18 protein-coding genes and 3 tRNA genes are annotated in these 17,874 nt (G+C 67.1%); 15 read left to right on the forward strand and 6 right to left on the reverse strand.

Annotated elements, in window-relative coordinates; translation table 11 throughout:
* Nucleotides 1–125 precede the first annotated feature (125 nt).
* Together rpmA and rplU are read right to left on the reverse strand one after the other, a co-directional pair.
* Nucleotides 126–413, reverse strand: coding sequence for a 50S ribosomal protein L27 (gene rpmA / locus ABNQ38_RS26255; RefSeq protein WP_109048977.1), 288 nt, complete (start codon nt 411–413; stop codon nt 126–128).
* Nucleotides 414–469: 56 nt separating this feature from the next.
* Entirely contained in the window at nt 470–787 is a 318-nt protein-coding gene (gene rplU, locus ABNQ38_RS26260) for a 50S ribosomal protein L21 (RefSeq protein WP_377808785.1), read from the reverse strand.
* Nucleotides 788–995: 208 nt separating this feature from the next.
* Between rplU and ABNQ38_RS26265 the strand changes: the two genes are divergently transcribed.
* From ABNQ38_RS26265 to ABNQ38_RS26275, 3 genes are all read left to right on the forward strand, one after another.
* Nucleotides 996–1,085: transfer RNA gene (locus tag ABNQ38_RS26265), tRNA-Ser, on the forward strand.
* A gap of 253 nt (nt 1,086–1,338) precedes the next feature.
* Entirely contained in the window at nt 1,339–2,001 is a 663-nt protein-coding gene (locus tag ABNQ38_RS26270; RefSeq protein WP_377808786.1) for a hypothetical protein, read from the forward strand.
* Nucleotides 2,002–2,132: 131 nt separating this feature from the next.
* Nucleotides 2,133–2,732 (forward strand): PDC sensor domain-containing protein, encoded by a 600-nt coding sequence (locus tag ABNQ38_RS26275; RefSeq protein ID WP_377808787.1) that lies wholly within the window; start codon nt 2,133–2,135, stop codon nt 2,730–2,732.
* Nucleotides 2,733–2,834: 102 nt separating this feature from the next.
* Here ABNQ38_RS26275 and ABNQ38_RS26280 read toward each other — a convergent pair whose 3' ends face one another.
* Nucleotides 2,835–3,323 (reverse strand): Hsp20 family protein, encoded by a 489-nt coding sequence (locus ABNQ38_RS26280; protein ID WP_377808788.1) that lies wholly within the window; start codon nt 3,321–3,323, stop codon nt 2,835–2,837.
* A 266-nt stretch (nt 3,324–3,589) separates the two neighbouring features.
* Between ABNQ38_RS26280 and ABNQ38_RS26285 the strand changes: the two genes are divergently transcribed.
* Nucleotides 3,590–4,018 carry a DUF1465 family protein gene (locus ABNQ38_RS26285; protein ID WP_377808790.1) on the forward strand — a complete coding sequence of 143 codons (429 nt, stop codon included), beginning with the start codon at nt 3,590–3,592 and terminating at the stop codon, nt 4,016–4,018.
* A gap of 121 nt (nt 4,019–4,139) precedes the next feature.
* Here the strand turns inward: ABNQ38_RS26285 and rpmE are convergent, their stop codons facing one another.
* Complete coding sequence (rpmE, locus tag ABNQ38_RS26290; RefSeq protein ID WP_012974887.1) at nt 4,140–4,364, reverse strand: 50S ribosomal protein L31; 225 nt, start codon at nt 4,362–4,364, stop codon at nt 4,140–4,142.
* A gap of 233 nt (nt 4,365–4,597) precedes the next feature.
* Between rpmE and ABNQ38_RS26295 the strand changes: the two genes are divergently transcribed.
* The 8 genes from ABNQ38_RS26295 to ABNQ38_RS26330 all read left to right on the forward strand — a co-directional run bounded on the left by ABNQ38_RS26295 (nt 4,598) and on the right by ABNQ38_RS26330 (nt 12,496).
* The gene (locus ABNQ38_RS26295) at nt 4,598–6,391 is read left to right on the forward strand and encodes an ABC transporter transmembrane domain-containing protein (RefSeq protein ID WP_377810122.1); all 1,794 of its coding nucleotides are present in this window, start codon (nt 4,598–4,600) and stop codon (nt 6,389–6,391) included.
* 86 nt (nt 6,392–6,477) lie between these two features.
* A complete protein-coding gene (locus ABNQ38_RS26300; RefSeq protein WP_377808791.1) occupies nt 6,478–7,611 on the forward strand; it encodes an ABC transporter permease in 1,134 nt (377 codons plus the stop codon).
* A gap of 193 nt (nt 7,612–7,804) precedes the next feature.
* Nucleotides 7,805–8,734 (forward strand): penicillin-insensitive murein endopeptidase, encoded by a 930-nt coding sequence (gene mepA, locus ABNQ38_RS26305; protein WP_377808792.1) that lies wholly within the window; start codon nt 7,805–7,807, stop codon nt 8,732–8,734.
* 212 nt (nt 8,735–8,946) lie between these two features.
* Nucleotides 8,947–9,888 carry a methyltransferase domain-containing protein gene (locus ABNQ38_RS26310; protein WP_109048983.1) on the forward strand — a complete coding sequence of 314 codons (942 nt, stop codon included), beginning with the start codon at nt 8,947–8,949 and terminating at the stop codon, nt 9,886–9,888.
* Nucleotides 9,889–10,024: 136 nt separating this feature from the next.
* Nucleotides 10,025–10,111: transfer RNA gene (locus ABNQ38_RS26315), tRNA-Leu, on the forward strand.
* Between the two features lie 38 nt (nt 10,112–10,149).
* Nucleotides 10,150–10,225 (forward strand) — tRNA-Ala (locus ABNQ38_RS26320).
* Between the two features lie 281 nt (nt 10,226–10,506).
* On the forward strand, nt 10,507–10,887 hold the full coding sequence (locus tag ABNQ38_RS26325; protein ID WP_377808793.1) for a hypothetical protein: 381 nt from the start codon (nt 10,507–10,509) through the stop codon (nt 10,885–10,887).
* 418 nt (nt 10,888–11,305) lie between these two features.
* Nucleotides 11,306–12,496: a glutathionylspermidine synthase family protein gene (locus ABNQ38_RS26330; protein ID WP_377808794.1), complete on the forward strand. Its 1,191-nt coding sequence runs from the start codon at nt 11,306–11,308 to the stop codon at nt 12,494–12,496.
* A 27-nt stretch (nt 12,497–12,523) separates the two neighbouring features.
* On the opposite strand, the gene ABNQ38_RS26335 is transcribed toward ABNQ38_RS26330, so the two are convergent.
* Together ABNQ38_RS26335 and phaR are read right to left on the reverse strand one after the other, a co-directional pair.
* On the reverse strand, nt 12,524–12,742 hold the full coding sequence (locus tag ABNQ38_RS26335) for a hypothetical protein (RefSeq protein ID WP_109865343.1): 219 nt from the start codon (nt 12,740–12,742) through the stop codon (nt 12,524–12,526).
* Nucleotides 12,743–12,964: 222 nt separating this feature from the next.
* Nucleotides 12,965–13,615, reverse strand: coding sequence for a polyhydroxyalkanoate synthesis repressor PhaR (gene phaR / locus ABNQ38_RS26340; protein WP_377808795.1), 651 nt, complete (start codon nt 13,613–13,615; stop codon nt 12,965–12,967).
* 591 nt (nt 13,616–14,206) lie between these two features.
* On the opposite strand from phaR, the gene ABNQ38_RS26345 reads away from it, so the two are divergent.
* The 3 genes from ABNQ38_RS26345 (at nt 14,207) to phbB (ending at nt 17,695) form a co-directional block, all read left to right on the forward strand.
* A complete protein-coding gene (locus ABNQ38_RS26345) occupies nt 14,207–15,535 on the forward strand; it encodes an alpha/beta fold hydrolase (RefSeq protein WP_377808796.1) in 1,329 nt (442 codons plus the stop codon).
* A 113-nt stretch (nt 15,536–15,648) separates the two neighbouring features.
* The gene (locus ABNQ38_RS26350) at nt 15,649–16,824 is read left to right on the forward strand and encodes an acetyl-CoA C-acetyltransferase (protein WP_376956998.1); all 1,176 of its coding nucleotides are present in this window, start codon (nt 15,649–15,651) and stop codon (nt 16,822–16,824) included.
* Between the two features lie 148 nt (nt 16,825–16,972).
* A complete protein-coding gene (gene phbB / locus ABNQ38_RS26355; protein WP_063635164.1) occupies nt 16,973–17,695 on the forward strand; it encodes an acetoacetyl-CoA reductase in 723 nt (240 codons plus the stop codon).
* The last annotated feature ends 179 nt before the right edge of the window (nt 17,696–17,874 follow it).

Here is a 17,874-nt window from a genome sequence, read left to right on the forward strand (position 1 = left end):
GCGGGACGGCACCGGACTGAAAACGAAAATCGGGGAGCCGGTCGCCCGGTCCCCCGATTTTATCCCACAAGCGTGCAGGCCTGCGACACAGGCCGCGCAACGACCTTACTGGTTGCTCGGCCCGATCACTCGGCGGCGACGGCCGGAACTTCCTGGTCGTTGGCCGGAACGACGTTCACGAAGGTGCGGCCGTTCGAGCTGTGCTTGAAGTAAACCTGACCGTCGGCCATCGCGAAGATGGTGTGGTCGCGGCCGAGACCGACATTCTCGCCCGGGTGGAACTTCGTGCCACGCTGACGGACGATGATGTTGCCGGAGACGACGTTCTCGCCGCCGAAACGCTTCACGCCGAGACGGCGACCGGCGGAGTCACGGCCGTTGCGGGACGAGCCGCCTGCCTTTTTGTGTGCCATGGGGTGTTGCTCCTAATACTGAAGATGCGCCTGGAAGCTTGACCGGAAGACCCGGATCAGGCCGCGCCGTTGATGCCGGTGATGCGCAGGACGGTCAGGTTCTGGCGGTGGCCGTTCTTACGGCGGTAGTTCTGGCGGCGCTTCTTCTTGAAGACGATGATCTTCGGGCCGCGATCCTGGGCGACGACCTCGGCAACGACCGAGGCGCCGGCCACGGTCGGGGTGCCGATGGTGGTGTTGCCTGCGTCGCCGACCATCAGCACGTCATCGAGCGTGATGGAGGCGCCAGCATCGGCCTCGAGCTTCTCAACACGGATCACGTCGCCATTGGCGACCTTGTACTGCTTGCCGCCGGTGCGGATCACTGCAAACATTGTCGTCACTGCCTATGTCAAAACAAACGGCGGGCTTCTCGCCCACCGTTCGATGCGCAAGCCCGTTCATGGGAGCGACGATCTATACTCAAGGTGGCCTGAGAGTCAACAGGGATACAGCCGAAAAGCTTCGCATTTTTCTGCAAAAAAGGCTTGCGCGGCTGGAGGCGTTTATATAGGTTCCGCCCACCCCGCCAAACGGGGCAGCGGATGGGTGGCAGAGCGGTTGAATGCACCGCACTCGAAATGCGGCATACCCTCGCGGGTATCGGGAGTTCGAATCTCCCCCCATCCGCCATTCTCTCTCGCGAGAGAGTAAATTGCAAAGCGCCAGCCGCATCGGCTAGGCGCTTTTTTCTTGTCCGGTTTCTGGCCGCCTTCGTCTCGGCTGCCTTTCTCTCGGCCGCCCCGGTCTTTTCCGGTTGGGCATCCCCTTTTTCTCCGGGCGGTCGCGATGGCCGTTCCCCCGGCTGGTTTGTTGGTCATCTCAACGCCAACGCCCAGATCCCTTCGGTGCGATCCGCCAGGGATGCGACCGGAGGGGTGCCGCCATGAACACGCTCAGCCGTCACGATGGGTGCCTGCGCTTCTCCTATGTCGTCGACGGCGGCCTGCGCGTCGAAGGCACCCACGATCCGGCGGAGCAGGTGCTGGTCCTGAAGGTGACGGCGCCGCAGGGGCGGGTGATCCATATGGATGCGATTCCCTGCGACGACCCCCGTGTCGTCCTGGCGGCGCTGCGCGAATGGGGCGAGCCGCCGGAGGAGGTGCGCGACGCTTTGCCGGCGCTGGGCGGCAACGCGATCCTGCTGGAGACGCGGCTCGGCGACTCGGTGCGCGCCTCCGTCCGCCGCCATGGCATGAAGGTGGAGGTCGTCTTCATCGACGGCGATGGCCGGCGGCTGGCGGAGTTGCGCGCCGGCAGCCTTGAGGCGCTCGACGCCAAGGCCGGCGGACTGTTGCGCCTGTCGCAGCGGACCCGTGCGGTGCTCAGCGCCTGGCTGTCGGCCGAACCGCTGTGGCTGGCGGCATTCCTGTTGGGCGGGCCTTTCCTTGGCGCTTTGCTGATCGTCTTCGGGGCGCAGGTCTCGCCGGAGCAGGTGCTGGTCACCGCCTATGCCGGGGCCGCCGGGTTGGTCGCCGCCTACGAACTGCTGCGCGCCGGTTACGCCGAGTGGGTGCTGGCGCCGCCGGACAGCTTTCCGCGCCAGTGATCTCCGGCATTTAATCCGTATCACGGATCTTCCGTTTGACGGAAAAACAAGCCCCGACGCTGTGGCGCCGGCATCGGGAGTCCGACCATCGCCCCGCCCATGACTGGGCCAACCGACTGGGAGGACATCACATGACGCAGGCTCGATACTGGATTGCCGGCTGCGCGATTTCCCTTCTGTGCGCAGGCACGCTCTCGATGGCGTCCGCAGCGGATCCCGCCCTGGAAGGTGCGGTGCGGAAGGCGGTCAGCCAGCAGGCTCAGCCCTGGCTGACCGATCCGGCGGTGGTCGCGGCGGTGAAATCGCAGAACAGCAAAAATGCCGGCATCGCCCAGGCCAAGATCGACGAGATGGACAACAAGTGGAAGGCGGCGGCCAAGGCGGGAGGTGCCAATCCGGCCTTCGATGAGGTCTCAGCGAATGCGGTGTCCAAGCAGTTGAAGCAGGTCGTCGCCGGCAGCAATGGTCGGATCGTCGAAATCCTTCTGATGGACGACCACGGGCTGAATGTCGGCCAGACCGCCGGGACCTCCGACTTCTGGCAAGGCGACGAGCCGAAATGGCAGAAGATCTTCACCGGCAATGCCGATCTCTACATGACCGACCCGGAGAAGGACGACAAGACCGGCGCCATGCTGACCGAGGCCAGTGTTCCGGTGATGGACCCGGCCGGCAAGCAGAAGATCGGCGTGGCGATGATCGTTCTGGACACCGCGAAGCTGGGCCAATAGGCGCCACCCACAGCGGCGGTTCGGCAAAGCAAACGGCGCCCCGGATGGTCCGGGGCGCCGTTCTCATGTCCGCTTCGGGAGCGGACGGACCGCGTCAGGGCGTCAGGCCGCCTGCTGGGTAAGCGCGGGGGCCGGAGCGGGCGCCTCGACCTCCACCGACTGGCTGCCGGCGGCGGTGACGATCGGAATGCTCCGCGGCTTCATCGCTTCGGGTACCTCGCGCGCCAGCTCGATGTGCAGAAGGCCATTCTGAAGAGACGCGCTGGTCACCTTGATGAAATCTGCCAGCTGAAAGCGGCGCTCGAACGCGCGCCCGGCGATACCCCGGTAGAGGAATTGGCCGGTCGGCTCGTCCTTCTTAGCTTTACCAGTGACGGTCAACGAGTTCTGGTGAGCAACGATGTTGAGGTCGTCCAGACCGAAGCCGGCAACGGCCATGGTGATCCGGTACGAATCCTCGCTCAGCTTTTCGATGTTGTAGGGCGGGTAGGACGCCGCCTCGTCACCGGTGGTCGCGGTCTCCAGCAGACGCGACAGGCGGTCGAAACCGACGGTGGAACGGAACAGCGGCGAAAGGTCGTAGCTGCGCATGACATATCCTCCGAAAGAGCGATACGGCCGTCGAGGACCACTGAGTCGGTCGGTCCTCTGAGGGCTGGGTTGGTGGCGGACCCCGTATGGGCATCCGCCGGACGAGCGAGAGATAATCGGCGCTTTTTCCCGTTCAAGAGGGCGGCCTCACAAAGTCCGGCCGAGCCCCGCCTGGGGTTGCCGGGTACCGCCCAGTCACCAATTGTTAATCAGTTGCGGCAAGGCTCACGCTAGGGCCGTAAGTCCGCAGGAGGGGGCCGACGACCATGACTTCGCATACCTTCTTCTTCAACGGTCCCTACGACGAGACCATGGCCCTCTTGATCGAGGCGCGGAATTACATCGCCTATCATGACGCGGCCGAACACCGGAAACTGCCGCCGCAGGTCCGTCTGCAGATCTCCTACGAATCCATGCGGGTGACCAGCCGCCTGACCCAGGTGATGGCGTGGCTGCTGGCGCAGAAGGCCGTTCATGCCGGCGAGATGTCGAAGGAGCAGGGAGCGAGCGAGGATTTCGCACTGTCCGGCGGCGAGATCTGTTCCGATCCCAGCGGTCCCGAGAACGAGGAGCTGCCGTCCGGCCTGCGCAGCCTGCTCGAGCGCAGCCACAGCCTCTACATGCGCGTCTACCGGCTCGACGCCATGGTCCGCGCCGATGTCGAGCGCGAGGCGGCCGCGGCGGCTGTGGGGTAAACTTGCGGTGGGGTGAAAGGCAGCCGCCGCGCCATATGCAAACGAAAAAACATAAACGAAAAGGGCGTCCGAACCGGTCGGACGCCCTTTTCGCATCGGCAGGATAGAAGTGCGGTAACGCTTACTTCTTGAGGCCGAAGTTCGCGAAGCGCTTGTTGAACTTGGCGATCTGCCCGCCGGTGTCCAGCAGCTTCTGCACACCGGTCCAGGCCGGGTGAGACTTCGGGTCGATGTCGAGGCGCAGCGTGTCGCCCGGCTTGCCCATGGTGGAGCGGGTCGTGAACGAGCTGCCGTCGGTCATGACCACGGTGATCTCGTGATAGTCGGGATGGATGTCAGTCTTCATGGCCGGGGTTCCTGCAAAGCGAGCGGCGTCTATACCAAAACGCCTTCGCCGGTGCAACCCCGGAATCGAGCCTCGTTCGCGGAGTCTTCGGCGGGTTCCAAGGCCGTTTCTGCGGCGGTTTCGCCCGTCCATCGCCTTGTTGGCGTCGCCGCACCGCGCTATATGCCACCGATCCGCATCAATAACCCCAACAGACAAGCGGGAACCGCGTGGCTCGCCAACCCTCCCCCGACATGATCGCCGCCTCTGCCCGTGGCGAGGCGGATGCCCGCCGCCGCGACCTCGGCCCCCTGCGCCGGCTGGTGCCGTTCCTGCTTCCCTACAAGTGGCGCATCCTGGGCGCCATGGTGGCGCTGACCGTGGCCGCCGGCACCGTGCTGGGGCTGGGGCAGGGGATGCGGGTGCTGATCGACCAGGGTTTCGCCGGCGGTGACACCTCGCTGCTCGACCGCTCGCTTCTGGTGCTGCTGGCGGTGATCGCGCTGATGGCGGCCTCGACCTATGGCCGCTTCTATCTGGTCAGCTGGATCGGCGAACGGGTGGTCGCCGACATCCGGCGCGCCGTCTACGACCATGTGCTGACCCTGTCGCCCGGCTTCTTCGAGACGACCAAGACCGGCGAGATCCTGTCGCGCCTGACCACCGACACCACCCTGTTGCAGGTGGTGGTCGGCTCGTCCGCCTCCATCGCGCTGCGCAACGCGCTGCTCTTCCTTGGCGGCACCGGCATGCTGCTGATCACCTCACCCAAGCTGACCGGGCTGGTGGCGCTGGTGGTTCCGCTGGTGGTGGCGCCGATCATTTTCTTCGGCCGGCGGGTGCGCAAGCTGTCGCGCGACAGCCAGGACCGCATCGCCGACATCGGCTCCTTCGTCGAGGAGACGCTGGCCGCCATCCGCACGGTCCAGGCCTTCACCCACGAGGCCATCGACCGCACCCTGTTCGGCAAACGGGTGGAGGAGGCCTTCGACGTTGCCATCCGCCGCGTGCGGGTGCGGGCGGTGATGACGGTGATCGTCATCGTCCTGGTCTTCGGCGCCGTCGGCATCATCCTGTGGATCGGCGGTCATGACGTGGTGGCGGGGCGCATCACGCCGGGCCAGCTGTCGGCCTTCGTCATTTACTCCGTGGTGGTCGCCGGATCGGTCGGCGCCATCAGCGAGGTGATCGGCGACCTCCAGCGCGCGGCAGGCGCGACCGAGCGTCTGTTCGGCCTGCTCGCCATCGAGTCGGAAATCCGTGCCCCGGCCGCGCCGAAGCCGTTGCCCAGCCCGGCGGCGGGGGCGCTGTCCTTCGACGCTGTCCGCTTCCACTACCCGTCGCGCCCCGACTGGGCGGCGCTGGAAGGCTTCTCGCTGGACGTGAAGCCGGGCGAGCGGGTGGCCCTGGTCGGCCCGTCGGGGGCCGGCAAATCGACGGTGTTCCAGCTTCTGCTGCGCTATTACGACCCGCAGGCCGGTTCGGTGCGGCTCGACGGAGTCGATGTGCGCGATGCCGATCCGGTGGATGTGCGCCGCCGCCTCGGCCTCGTCGCCCAGGACCCGGTGGTCTTCTCCGCCAACGCCTGGGAGAACATCCGCTACGGCCGGCCCGACGCGTCGGATGCCGAGGTGCGCGCCGCCGCCGAGGCCGCCCACGCGCTGGACTTCCTCGATGCGCTGCCGGAGGGGTTCGGAACCTTCCTGGGCGAGAAGGGCGTGCGGCTGTCGGGCGGCCAGCGCCAGCGTCTCGCCATCGCCCGCGCCATCCTGCGCGACCCGCCGGTGCTGCTGCTGGACGAGGCGACCAGCGCGCTGGATGCCGAAAGCGAGCGGATGGTGCAGGACGCGCTCGACCGGCTGATGCATGGCCGCACCACGCTGATCGTCGCCCACCGGCTGGCGACGGTGCTGAACGCCGACCGCATCGTGGTGATGGACAAGGGCCGCGTGGTGGAGACCGGCACACATGGCGAGCTGGTGGCGCAGGGCGGGCTCTATGCAAGGCTGGCGGCATTGCAGTTCGACCGCGCGGACGGGGTGGCCTAAAGACGTCGGGGGACATCGGGAGGCATCGACGCCTCCGGCCGACCGCGCTACCCTCCGCGCCATCCCCAGCCCTGTGAGGCAGTGCGATGACGCGGATATCGGCGGGCCGCCTGATGGCGGTGATGGTGAAGGAATTCATCCAGATGCGGCGCGACCGGCTGACCTTCGCCATGATGGTCGGGGTGCCGATCCTGCAATTGATCCTGTTCGGCTTCGCCATCAACTCCGACCCGAAGGCGCTGCCGACCGCGCTTCTGGTCGCCGACTCCAGCCCCTTCGCCCGGACGCTGGTCGCGGCGATGGAGAATTCCCGCTACTTCGCCATCACCCGCAGCGCCGCTTCGGAGGCCGAGATCGACCGGCTGCTGGCGGAAGGGGAGGTGCAGTTCGCCGTCACCATCCCCCCCGGCTTCGCCCGCGACCTTCAGCGCGGCACCCGCCCGGTCCTGCTGGTGGAGGCCGATGCCACCGACCCGGCGGCGACCAGCAACGCCCTGTCGGCGCTGACCGCCATCGCCCGGCAGGCGCTGAACCCCGACCTGACCGGGCCACTGGCGAGCTTGCGAGCCGGTCCCGACCCGGTGGACCTGCGCGTTCACCGTCGCTACAATCCGGAAGGCATCACCCAGTACAATGTGGTGCCCGGCCTGATGGGCGTGGTGCTGACCATGACCATGGTGATGATGACGGCGCTGGCCGTCACCCGCGAGCGGGAGCGCGGGACCATGGAGAACCTGCTGGCGATGCCGGTGCGCCCCTTCGAGGTGATGCTGGGCAAGATCGTGCCCTTCGTCGTCGTCGGCTATGTCCAGGTGCTGCTGATCGTCGTGGCGGCGCGGCTGCTGTTCGACGTGCCGATCGTCGGCAGCCTGGGCCTGCTATCCGCCGTGCTGATCCTGTTCATCGCCGCCAATCTGGCCGTCGGCTTTACCTTCTCCACGCTGGCGCGCAACCAGTTGCAGGCGATGCAGATGTCCTTCTTCTTCTTCCTGCCGTCGATGCTGCTGTCCGGCTTCATGTTTCCCTTCCGCGGCATGCCGGGCTGGGCGCAGGCGGTGGGGGAAATCCTGCCGCTGACCCATTTTCTGCGCATCGTCCGCGGCATCCTGCTGAAGGGGAACGGGCTGGCGGAGATCGCCGCGGAGGTGCTGGCGCTGGCCCTGTTCCTGACGGTGGTCACGGTGGTGGCGCTGAAACGCTATCGCCAGACGCTGGATTGAGCCGCCGGAACCGCCATGGGTCGCACCACCGATGGCCCGGCTTTGCGCCTGTCCGTTCGGTTGTGCCGCCGGGGCGCCTCCTCCATCATTCCTTAACCACGAATCCGCTATAGCCGTAACAGTGGCGGTGCTGGCGACGGCGATGCGGGGGGCAGAGATGGGTTTTCGCGCTTTTGGCGGACGTGCCTTCAAAATGGTCGCCTGCGTCGGGCTGGCCGCCGCCCTGCTGGCAGCGGGCGAGGCCGACGCCAAGTCGCGCAAGAAGAAGCCGGCGCCGATACCGGCCTATGCCACCAGCGTCGCCTGGGGGGCGGTGACCGGCCCCTCGCTGGGGGCCGCCAAGTCCATCGGCGGCTATGCCGCCGGCTGCATCGCGGGTGCCCGTGCCCTGCCGCCGGAGGGCGTCGGCTATCAGGTAATCCGCCTGTCGCGCCAACGCAATTATGGACATCCGGTGCTGGTCGACATGCTGCGCGACTTCGGGCAGCGGGTGGCATTATCCGGGCTTGGCACCGCGCTGATCGGCGACATGGGGCAGGCGCGCGGCGGGCCGATGCCGTCGGGCCATGCCAGCCACCAGATCGGCCTGGATGCCGACGTCTGGCTGCGTCTGGACCTGCCGCCGATGGGCCGCGCCGGCCGCGAGCGGCTGGACGAGATCAAATATGTCGATTACGACCGCATGCGGGTCACCGAGGACTGGTCGGACCGTCAGGCGAAGATGATCCAGATCGCCGCCAACGATGCCCGAGTCACCCGCATCTTCGTCAACCCGGCGATCAAGCTGGCGATGTGCCAGCGCAGCTGGGCCGACCGCAGCTTCCTGAACAAGCTGCGCCCCTGGCACGGCCATGACGGCCACATGCACATCCGGCTGGGCTGCCCCGCCGGCAGTCCGCAGTGCGAGCAGCAGGATGCCCCGCCGGAAGGCGACGGCTGCGGGGATGAGCTGATGTCCTGGCTGGACAGCGCCGCTCCCGCCATCGAGCATCCACCGGGCTACAAGCCCGAGCCGCGGGTGGTCCGCAAGATGCCGGCAGCCTGTGCTCCCGTGCTGAACGCGGCAGGCACCCGTATGGCGTCGCTGGCCGACTCCGCGGCGCCGGCCAAGGCTGCGCGCTGACGGGTTGGCGTGTTTCCGCGGAGAAATTTTTCCACTTGCATGCAATTAACGTCCGTCTAACCTGACATCGGCGAGATTCTTGTGGATGGTGTGTCTGGTGTGCGTCGGACAACCGCAAGGATGCTGCGCCGGGTGCTGCCGGTCGGGGATGGTCGGCGGTGCCGGGAGTCGTTCGGCGGATGGGGTGCCACGGCGATGACGGACATGGGGAAATGACGGACAAGGACGGAGCGTCCGGACACGGACCGAGCCTGAAGACGCGCCTTTATGCGTGGTGGGAAGGCTATGACCTGTCCGGCATGAAGGCGAAGAAAGGCGATGAGCCGGCGCCCGAACCGGAACAGCCGCAGCCTGCCGCTCCCGGTCCGGGCATGAACCGCTGGGGCAAGCCGCTGTGGACAGCCACCCGCATCGAGGTGGCCGAAAAGATGTGGGGCGAGGGCTTCAACACCCCCGGCGGCGCCGACCACATCCCCTATCTGGTCAAGCCGCTGGGCCTGAACCCGGCGATGAGCGTGCTGGACCTCGCGGCCGGGCTGGGCGGCACCAGCCGCACCATGGCCGGCAAATACGGCTGCTGGGTCACCGGGCTGGAAGCGTCGGAACTGCTGGCGAAGGAGGGCATGGTCCGCTCCTTCAAGCTTGGCCTGGAGAAGAAGGCGCCGGTCGAGACCTTCAACCCCGAGCATTTCGGCTATCCCAAGCGCGTCGACGCCATCGTCTACAAGGAAGGCCTGTTCTTCGTCCGTGACAAGGAGCAGATGTTCGACGGGATGGAACTGGCGCTGAAGCCGCGCGGCCATCTGCTGATCACCGATTACATCGCCGAGGCGGATGTGATGGGGGCCAAGGCGGTGCAGAGCTGGTGCGACAAGGAGCCGCTGACCCCGAACCTCTGGCCCAAGGACCGCATGGCCAATGCGTTCGCCCAGCGCAACCTCGACCTGCGCATCGCAGAAGACATCACCGACACCCACCGCGGCCTGATCCTGTCCGCCATCCAGGGGTTGGTCGAGCATCTGGAGAAATTCCAGCTCGACACCCCGACCAAGCTGGCGGTGATGGAGGAGGTCGAGCTGTGGGCCCGCCGCGTCGCCGCCATCGAGGCCGGCGTGCGGGTCTACCGCTTCTACGCGATCAAGCCGGCGGAGTAGGGCCGGCGGAGTAGGGAGCCCGTGCCCCTCTGCCGGGCCTCCCGAAAAAACTTTTACGCGATTGCATTTTTTCACTTGAGCGCTGCGGCAGCTCTGGGTACATAGAGCGCCCCGCGTGACCCCAAGAAACGCGGACGCGCTTGTGGCGGAATTGGTAGACGCGCTAGGTTCAGGTCCTAGTGGCTGAAAGGCCGTGGGGGTTCGAGTCCCTCCAAGCGCACCAACACTTTCAGTGTTGGTGAAGAGTAAGAGAAGTATAGTGGGGCCATAGCTCAGCTGGGAGAGCGCTACAATGGCATTGTAGAGGTCAGGAGTTCGATCCTCCTTGGCTCCACCATTCTCTGACGCCTGCCGGGGCGGAAAATTCCCGGCCATTCCCCGATCTTTCGAATTCATCTCGATCCCCGCTGAACTCGCCGGGATCTTTATCGGTACAGCCACTGTGGCCTTTCCGCATCAGGAAGGCGCAGACAGGGTGTTACCACCTTGGGGCGCATGGCCGAACGGGTGCCGCGCACGGATAATCGCGCCTGTCGAACCGCAAACTCTCTTCTGCACGCTTCGACAAAAACACGCACCCACATCGCACGCCATTCCGATTTTTCCGGAGCGCCCGCCATGTCCACACGGATGGAACACGGGTTGAGGACGCTTGTCCTCGCCCTTTACGATGAAGCTGCATTGACGGCGGCTGCCAAGGGCCTGACCGGGCTGTTGGCCGAACGGGCGGCCTTGAGCGAGGCCGCAAGCCTCGCATCCGCCCCGGCCCGCCGGACGGTGTCCGAGGAAGAGGTGTTGCGCATCGTGTTGTCGGCCCGCCGGCTCCAGCGCATGGGCGGCTCGCGCGACGACGATCCGGTGCTGGTCCCCGGGCTGTCGGCGGTTCCGCAATTGCCGCCGCTGCATCGGGCGGTTGCTGCGATGAAGCCGCGCCGCGGTCGTCTGGCCCTTTGGGCGATGCGCTCGCTGGCACGGCATCCGTCGGCGCCGCTGATCTGACGCGCGCCGGCCGACAGGCCGCGGTCCCGTGCCGGCGACTGGTCCCCGCCGGTGCGGGCCGCTGCTGCCTTTCGCCGCAACGGTTGGAGTTGCGCGGCAGGCGGCCTGGGATAGGGTCCGTGGCTGACCCTTTCCCATGCGGCCCCGGTGCGCGCGGTCGGGGGAGGGCTATTGCGGATGCGTGCTGGCGCGCTGCGGCGCGGCAGGCTACATACGCAAGGCTGCGCTTGCGTCGCAGCGATTGCGTCGCGAGCATCCGCGTCTGCGTCGGATTGGCCTCCCCCGGAGTTGACCGTTGACCAGTGGACAGTTGACCAGCATGCCGCCCGTCACCTTTTCCCTGTGGCCTTTCATACGCCGGGCCTCGGGCGCCCGCCGCCCGGCCTGCCGGCACTGACGGTCGGGGATCGGAACTGGCATGCGCAGGACGACGATGAAGCCGCGGGCCGACTGGCGCCCGGGTCTCCGCAAATATCCCTATGGTGTGCGCGCCATGTCGGCCGGGGCCGGCTGGCGGGAAGACACCGTCTATGAGTTCAGCGCCTCGCAGATCGACCTGATCGAAAGCGTGGCGGACGAGCTGCACAGCATGATCGCCGTCGCCGTGCGCCATGTGATGGAGCACAAGCTGTTCGCCTCGCTCGGCATCCGTGGCGATCTGGCACGCATGCTGGAGGCGTCCTGGGTCGATTACTGGGCCGGCGGACGGCGCAACGAACGGGCGGGCGGGCTGGCCGGCCGGTTGACGCTGGCCTATGATGGGCGCGACAGCGTCAAGCTGCTCGGGTGCAACTACGACACCACCGAAGGGCTGTTCGCCGCCTCGATGATCCAGCGCAACTGGCGCGAGGCGATGGCGCCGGACGCCAACCAGTTCAACGGCCTGCACGAGGCGCTGGTGGAGCGCTGGGAGGAACTGGCGACGGGCGTGCCCGGCCGCGGCCGCATGCATGCGACCTGCGCCACCCCCGACCCGGTGCGCGAGGGCGAACTGGTCTATCTCGCCGCCACCGCGGCGGAGGCCGGCATCGACACCCGCCTGCTGCCGCTCCATTCCATCGCCTGGGACGGCCGCCGCTTCCTCGACGACGAGGGGCAGCCGATCTCCTGGCTGGCGAAGCTCTATCCGTGGGACGGGCTGGCCGACGACGGCTTCCTCCAGCGCCTGCGCAGCAGCGGGATGAGCGTGCTGTCGCCGCTGTGGTGCTGGCTGTGGTCGAACCACGGCCTGCTGGCGGTGCTGTCCCACCTGTATCCGCGCCACCCGAACCTGTGCCGTGCGGCGCTGGACCCCAGCGGCGTGGCCGGGGCCGATAGGGTGACCACGCGCGCACTGCATGGGCTGGACGGTGCGCCGACCCGCATGCTGCAGCATGGGGAGGTGATCGCCGACGACGGGCCGGACATCGGCGAGGATGTCGCGGCCCATGGTGCTGTCTGGCTGGAAACCCCGTCCTGCTTCAGGGAGGAGGACACCCGCGCCGTCCTGCACGCCTGGATCGTCGGCGACAAGTGCCTGGGCATGGCGGTGCGGGAATCCACCGACCCGCGGCTCGGGGCCGGTGTCGGGCCGGACGCGGCAATGGTCCCGCACCTGTTCAGGGGCTGATTTCCCGACGACCGTCCTGACAACCCGTCAGGGCGCGAACGGGTTCTTCAGTGCCGGGCCGAAGGTCGCCTTGCGGGCGGCGCGCCAGATGCTTTCGGCCGCCGCATCGTTGCCGCGGTCGGCGATGGCCATGCCGGCCACGCCGGGCTGATGGCTGAGCCAGTCGCGCAGCAGGTTTTCGAACCGCGTGACCTCACGCGGATCGTCGCTTGCCATGGTGATCGAAACGGTCAGTTCGGTGGTCATGGTCGGTTCCCTCCTGGCGGTTGGACGGGCCGGTCGATCCAAAAATTCAACCGGCCGAAAAATCAGCCGGACCGGCGCCGCGGACGAGAAGGTGCCCCCTATGCACGGGGGCAAGCCTGCGCGCCCGGTCCCGCATGCGCAATGAAAAAGGCGGGGTATGACCCCGCCTTCCTCGCGTCCCGTCCACCGGGACCTGTTCTGCCGGACGGATCCGGCGGCCCGTCACTTCGTGTCCGACTTGCTGCCGGGAATGGCGATGCTGGCGATCTGCTTCTGCAATTCGTCGATCTGCTTCTGCAATTCATCGAAGGTGGCGCCGCCCGGATTGGCGGCGGGCGCGGCGTTGCCCCCCTGGCCGGGCTGGCCGGCCGGGCGCTGCGCGCCGGGCACCTCGTCCCCGGCGCCGGGGGTGCCGAAGGGAGTAAACATGCGCATGGCGCGTTCGAACATCGCCATGTTCTGCTTGCTGACCTCGTCCAGCCGGCCGAACGGGAACATGCCGCCCAGCGTGTTCTGGAAATAGTCGCGCATCTGCTCCTGATTGCGCGAGAAGGCCTGCATCGAATATTCCAGATAGCGCGGCACCACGGACTGCATGTTGTCGCCGTAGAAGCCGATCAGCTGGCGCAGGAAGCTGATGGGCAGCAGGTTCTGCCCCTTGCTTTCCTCTTCCACGATGATCTGCGTCAGGACGGACCGGGTGATGTCCTCCCCGGTCTTCGCGTCATAGACCACGAAGTCCAGCCCGTCCTTCACCATCTGGCAGAGATGGTCGAGCGTGACGTAGCTGCTGGTGGCGGTATTGTAGAGCCGCCGGTTGGCGTACTTCTTGATCGTGATCGGAGCGGACTTCTGGTCTTCCTTGTCGGCCATCGCTGAGTCTTTCAAGAAGGGACGCGTTCCAGGTCACGTTCCAGGTCATGGAGTTCCGGAACACACGTGACTGGCGGCGGAAATTGTTCCGTCATTAGGACTACTCGAAGGGATAGCAATTTGTCCAGCGTTGCGCCGCGGCATAGCGCCGCGGTTGCGCTCGGCCCGGCAGTGCGGATGGGGGATCGGTGCGCAAGCGGCTGCCTCCCGTCGATACCCGAAAGGTCAGGTAAGAGGCCATGCCGGGCTGGTCAAGCCGGCCCGGCGGCCCCTATACTCCGGCCATGGCCGACCCGTCGAATCCAGACCGCCCCTCCGATCCGTCCGCCGCTGACCCGCCTTCCTACGAAACGCTGGCGCGCCGCTACCTGGACCTGTGGCAGGACCAATGGACGGCCTGCGCCGCCGATCCGGAAATGGCCGACATGATGACCCGCATGTTCCAGATGATGGGGCAGGGGGCGGGAGCGTTCGGGTCCGGTCAGGCGGGGTTCGGCGCGTTCGGTGGCGGTTCCATGCCCGGGACCGGCTGGGACCCCCACCCCTGGCCATTCCCGAACAGCAGCTCCCCCCAACACGGACAGCCTTCCGATGAGCGAGCGTCTGGCGGACGACAGGCAGACGGGCGAGGCTCCGCCCAATCCGGCAGCGGGACCGGTGAAACGGCAGGGGCCGCGCCCGCTGGCGCTCCATCTGACGGCGGCTCTGGCCAGCTTGCTCAGCTCCTCGGCCGCATTGCCGCACTTGAGGAGCGGCTCGCTTCCCTGGAACCCGGCCCTGCGGAGCCGGGCGGCGGCGCTACGGGAGGACATGGCGCGGGCGGACCGGATGCAGGGCACCCGAACGCAGGAAAGCCGGGCGCAGGAAAGGGCGCCAGGGCCCGGCGACCGTCTGGCCAGGGAGGTTGACCGGGAGATCCGCCGCCGCATCGACGCCGTCCTGACCGGGGTCGAGCGCTACCGCAGCCACCCCTACCGCCGCGACCTGCCCGATCCGCCGGTGGTCTGGACGGAAGGCGGATCGCGCCTGCTGGATTACGGCCAGGGAGGAGGCGGCCGGCCGGTCCTGTTCGTGCCGTCGCTGGTCAACCGCGCCTATATCCTCGACCTGTCGCGCGAAAGGAGCCTGATGCGCTGGCTGGCGGCGCATGGTTTCCGGCCGCTCCTGCTGGATTGGGGCAGGCCGGGGCCGCTGGAGCGGCGCTTCACCCTGACCGACTACATCGCCGGACGGCTGGAACGCGCGCTGGACTTCGCCGTTGAGAGTGCCGGCGCGCCGGTGCCGGTGGTCGGCTACTGCATGGGCGGGCTGCTGGCCGCGGCTCTGGCGCAGCGCCGGCCGCGCTCGCTCGCCGGGTTGGGGCTGATGGCGACGCCCTGGGACTTCCATGCGGAGGATGCGGCGACCGCCCGCCGGGTGGCGACCTTCATCCAGCCCTGGGGCCCGGTGCTGGACCGCTGGGGCGAACTGCCGACCGACGCCCTGCAGGCGCTGTTCGCCCAACTCGATCCGCTGCTGGCGCTGAAGAAATTCTCCGGCTTCGCCCGCATGGCGCCCGGCTCCCGTGCTGCCACCGCCTTCGTCGCGCTGGAGGATTGGCTGAACGACGGGGTGCCGCTGGTGGCCGGGGTGGCGTGCGACGCGCTGGCCGGCTGGTATGGGCGCAACGACACGATGGCGGGGGCCTGGATGGTCGCCGGGCTGCCGGTCGATCCCGGCGCCATCCGCGTGCCGACGCTCGCCCTCATCCCGGAACGCGACCGGATCGTCCCGCCGGCCTCGGCCCTGGCGCTGCCCGCCGCGATTCCCGGTGCGAGAATCCTGCGGCCGCCGCTTGGCCATATCGGTATGGTGGTGAGCGCCGGTGCCGAAACCGGAGTGTGGAATCCTCTGGCCGAATGGCTTGCTGCGACAGGTTAGCGCCGCGACCTTCGGCCAGCTTGCACCGGTCATATTGCCCGACTTAAGGTAAGAATCACTCCGAGCGTCCCACCAGCGCTATAATAAACCTGTCCTATTTCGAGGAGCGTTCAATGACCGAGGTTGTCATCGCCGGTGCCGCCCGTACGCCCATCGGCAGCTTCAACGGCGCCCTCAGCGCCGTTCCCGCCCATGTTCTGGGCGAGGTCGCGATCCGCGAAGCGCTGGCCCGCGCCAAGACCGACGCGGCGGAAGTGAACGAGGTGATCTTTGGCCAGATCCTGACCGCCGGCCAGGGTCAGAATCCGGCCCGTCAGGCTGCCGTCAACGCCGGCATCCCGGTTGAGGCGACCGCCATCGGCGTCAACCAGCTCTGCGGGTCCGGTCTGCGCACCGTGGCTCTCGGCTATCAGGCGATCAAGAACGGCGACGCCGATATCCTGGTCGTCGGCGGCCAGGAAAGCATGAGCATGGCCCCGCACGTCATGCATCTGCGCAACGGCACCAAGATGGGCTCCGCCGAACTGCTCGACACCATGCTGCGCGACGGCCTGACCGATGCCTTCCATGGCTATCACATGGGCAACACCGCGGAGAACGTCGCCCAGAAGTGGCAGCTGACCCGCCAGGAGCAGGACGCCTTCGCCGCCGCCAGCCAGCAGAAGGCCGAGGCTGCCCAGAAGGCCGGCCGTTTCAAGGACGAGATCGTTCCGGTCACCATCAAGGGCCGCAAGGGCGATGTCGTCGTCTCGGACGACGAGTACCCGAAGCACGGCACCACGGAGGAATCGCTGGCCAAGCTGCGCCCGGCCTTCTCCAAGGACGGCACGGTGACCGCCGGCAACGCCTCGGGCATCAATGACGGCGCCGCCGCCCTGGTGCTGATGACGGCGGAGAACGCGGCCAAGCGCGGCGTCACCCCGCTGGCCCGCATCGTCTCCTGGGCGACCGCCGGCGTCGATCCGGCGATCATGGGCACCGGCCCGATCCCGGCCTCGCGCAAGGCGCTGGAAAAGGCCGGCTGGACCGTCGACGACCTCGACCTGATCGAGGCGAACGAGGCCTTCGCCGCCCAGGCGCTGGCCGTCAACAAGGACCTCGGCTGGGATACCGGCAAGGTCAACGTCAATGGCGGGGCCATCGCGCTCGGCCACCCGGTCGGCGCCTCCGGCGCCCGCGTGCTGACCACGCTGCTGTTCGAAATGCAGAAGCGTGATGCGAAGAAGGGCCTCGCCACCCTGTGCATCGGTGGCGGCATGGGCATCGCCCTCTGCGTCCAGCGCGACTGAGGACCGGACGGGCCGCTTTCGCAAATGGAAGCGGCCCGCTTCGCTTGAAGGCCTGGGACATCCGCCGGACCTGCGGAGGGAGTCCCATACCCAACAATAAAAAATCAAAGAAACCAACCAACCATCACTAAATCTGGGGAGAAGAACTATGGCTCGTGTTGCAGTCGTCACTGGTGGCACCCGCGGCATCGGCGAGGCGGTTGCCGTCGCCCTGAAGAATGCCGGCTATAAGGTCGCCGCCAACTATGCCGGCAACGATCAGGCGGCCGAGGAATTCACCGCCCGCACCGGCATCCCGACCTACAAGTTCGACGTCGCGGACTTCGACGCCTGCAAGAAGGGGATCGCCGCGATCGAGTCCGACCTGGGCCCGGTCGACGTGCTCATCAACAACGCCGGCATCACCCGTGACGGCGTGATGCACCGCATGACCTACGATCAGTGGGAGAAGGTGATCCACACCAACCTGTCCTCCTGCTTCAACATGTGCCGCAACGTCATCGACGGCATGCGCGAGCGTGGTTTCGGCCGCATCGTCAATATCGGCTCGGTCAACGGCCAGGCCGGCCAGTACGGTCAGGTCAACTACGCCGCGGCGAAGTCCGGCATCCACGGCTTCACCAAGGCGCTGGCGCAGGAGAGCGCCGCCAAGGGCATCACCGTCAACGCCATCGCCCCCGGCTACATCGACACCGACATGGTGCGCGCGGTGCCGGCCAACGTGCTGGAGAAGATCGTCGCCCGCATCCCGGTCGGCCGTCTCGGCCGCGCGTCGGAGATCGCCAAGGCCGTGCTGTACCTCGTCGACGACGACAATGGCTTCATGACCGGATCGACCCTGTCGGTCAACGGCGGCCAGCACATGTACTGATCCCGAACCGGGTCTCGTACCCTGGTTTTTGAGATGTGACGAAGCCCCTTTCCCACCCCTGTCCGGATCGCTGGTCCGCTGTGGGTGGGGGCGGGGCTTTTGTTTTTGTAACAGCCTCCACCGCACTTGACGGACCGGCCGCCGAGTTGAAGGTTATCGTCCGTTTCGGACGCACCACC

Origin of the sequence: Azospirillum sp. A29 (assembly GCF_042604625.1) — a bacterium.
GTDB lineage: Bacteria > Pseudomonadota > Alphaproteobacteria > Azospirillales > Azospirillaceae > Azospirillum > Azospirillum palustre.